Genomic DNA, 2221 nt, shown 5'->3' on the forward strand with positions numbered 1-2221 from the left:
CCGTCACCGTCCACACCGCCCGCGCCGCCGGCGCGCGGTAGTCGTGACACCGGCTGGTCGATCTCCTCCTCCAGTTGGGCGAGTTGCTGGGAGACAGCGGAGGTGGTGAGGTGCGGCAGCCGTGCGGCGTCCACGACGCCGCCGCGCAGGGCCACGGCGCGCAGGGCGCGCAGACGCCGGGGGACGAATATCATGCTGCAGAGCTGTAGCGGTACTTCAGAAATTCTTGCTTGCCCGCAAGCTGTCCTTCACTGACCATCGAGGCATGACCGATACGAGTGAGCAGTGGCGGGTGCGGTTCGACGCCGAGGTGGGCTTCGCCAACGGCGGCGGCCTGCAGACCCAGGGGTTCCGGCTGGACATTCCCGGGCCGGAGATCGAGGACGGCGAGCTCGGCGAACTGCTGGTGCGCCACCTCGGCCTGCTGATGGTCGAGGGAGTACGGATCACGAACCGGGAGGTCCTGCGCGAGCCGCACAAGGGCTCGCGCGGCACGGCCGCTGGCGGGGCCGCCACCGAACGCCGAATCGTGGACCTCAGCCACCCGATCCGCCCGGGCATGGTGACCTACCCCGGCCTGCCCGGCCCGGAGATCAGCGACCACCTCTCCCGGCACGCCTCGCGCGAACTCTACTCCCCCGGTACCGAGTTCAACATCGCCAGGATCTCGATGGTGGCCAACACCGGCACCTACGTGGACACCCCGTTCCACCGCTTCAGCGAGGGCCCGGACCTCTCCGCTGTGCCGCTGGAGCGGCTGACCGACCTGCCCGGCCTGGTCGTCCGGCTCGACGGCGCGCCGGGGCGCGCGATCGACCGCAGCCTGCTGCTCCCGCACGAGGTCACCGGCCGGGCCGTCCTGATCCACACCGGCTGGGACCGGCACTGGGGGACGGACGCCTACGGCAGCGGACACCCCTTCGTGACGGCGGACGCCGCCGCCTGGCTCGCCGAGCAGGGCCCGGCGCTGGTCGGCATCGACTCGGTGAACATCGACGACACCGCCGACGGCACCCGCCCCGCGCACACCGCGCTGCTGGCGGCCGGCATCCCGGTGGTGGAGCACCTGCGCGGCTTGGAGCAGCTGCCGCCGTCCGGCTTCCGGTTCTTCGCCGCGCCGCCGGCCGTCGAGGGCATGGGCACCTTCCCGGTCCGCGCGCACGCGCTGGTGGACGGGGAGCGGTGAGGGTGCTCTCAGCGGCGGTCGCGGCGGCGGCTGGGCTGGCGGCGCCCTGCTGCTCGCCGCGAACACGATGGCCTCCGCCGGGCGGAGCGGCGAGCGGGGAAGCCTGTGGAGCTGGCCCCCAATCACCGCCCTCGCCACCCTGATCCACACTCGCTGACCGCAGCCCGTCCACGCAATGGACGGTCTCCGCTCCCCCCGGTCAGTCGGTGTTCCGCCGCCGTCGGAGCACAGCCTTGTAAACGGCGAGGTCGCTGCCGTCGATGAAGACCTCAGCGAGGACGCGCTGAATCGCCCCGGGGTGAAGCGGTCCCGACCGAGAGCGTTGGCGAGGTCGAGTGAACGCCGGGAGGATGGCGATAAGCGAGCCGACTCCCAAAACGGCGCCACCCACCGTCAGGGCCGACCTGGGCGGGCACGGCCCAGCCCAGGAGCACAACAGCCGCGCCGACTCCGGCCGTGAGCATGCGAAGCCTCGTTGAACGTCCCCTCCGGTAGTCTGCCGCGGCTCCACGCCACGACATGTGCACGAATCTAACAGCGAAGACACCTTTGGGCGCCCGGAGTTGATGGGTACTCACATTCCGAGTCTGGTTGCGAGGTGTGTGCACCCCTTCTTCGCGCATCCGGTGTTGAGGCACCGCGCCGTCGCCCGGCGACGGCGCGGTGCTCGCCGGAGCGACCGGGCCTGGATCGGGCGGGGCCGGAACGGGGGTACCGCGGCGCCGTCCGGCGCGCTTCGACGCGGGCCCGCTCCGCCTGCTCGGCCAGCCAGGCCTTGGCCTCGACGCTCCCCGCCCCCGAACCGGACGCCAAACCCGCACGTGAGTGCCTGCTTCCGAACCCCAAAGCAGCAGGTCAACGAGCCATTGCCCGGAATGCGAAGGCTGCGGAAGCGTTGGGCCGACGGGGGCCCGGAGCGTGGGGGCTCCGAAACGGCGGGGGGGGTGGGGGGGTCCGGGGGGGTGGTGTTTTGGGGGGGGGGGGGGGGGGGTGGGGGGGGGGTGGGGTGGGGGGGGGGGGGGGGGTGGGGGGCTG

Annotated in this window: 2 protein-coding genes; one reads left to right on the top strand and one right to left on the bottom strand. The window is 72.5% G+C overall.

All coding sequences use genetic code 11. From position 1 onward, the window contains the following. Window positions 1–194 (bottom strand): LysR family transcriptional regulator (locus ACFWIC_RS31120; RefSeq protein WP_380520562.1); only part of this gene is annotated, 194 nt, incomplete at its 3' end. A 71-nt stretch (window positions 195–265) separates the two neighbouring features. Here ACFWIC_RS31120 and ACFWIC_RS31125 point away from each other — a divergent pair. Further along, window positions 266–1186, top strand: coding sequence for a cyclase family protein (locus tag ACFWIC_RS31125; protein ID WP_380363533.1), 921 nt, complete (start codon window positions 266–268; stop codon window positions 1184–1186). The last annotated feature ends 1035 nt before the right edge of the window (window positions 1187–2221 follow it).

Origin of the sequence: Kitasatospora sp. NPDC127035, assembly GCF_042726075.1 — a bacterium.
GTDB lineage: Bacteria > Actinomycetota > Actinomycetes > Streptomycetales > Streptomycetaceae > Kitasatospora.

Coding starts and splice junctions, on each gene's coding strand:
- ACFWIC_RS31125 (WP_380363533.1), top strand. CDS start 266: ATGACCGATACGAGTGAGCAGTGGCGGGTGCGGTTCGACGCCGAGGTG.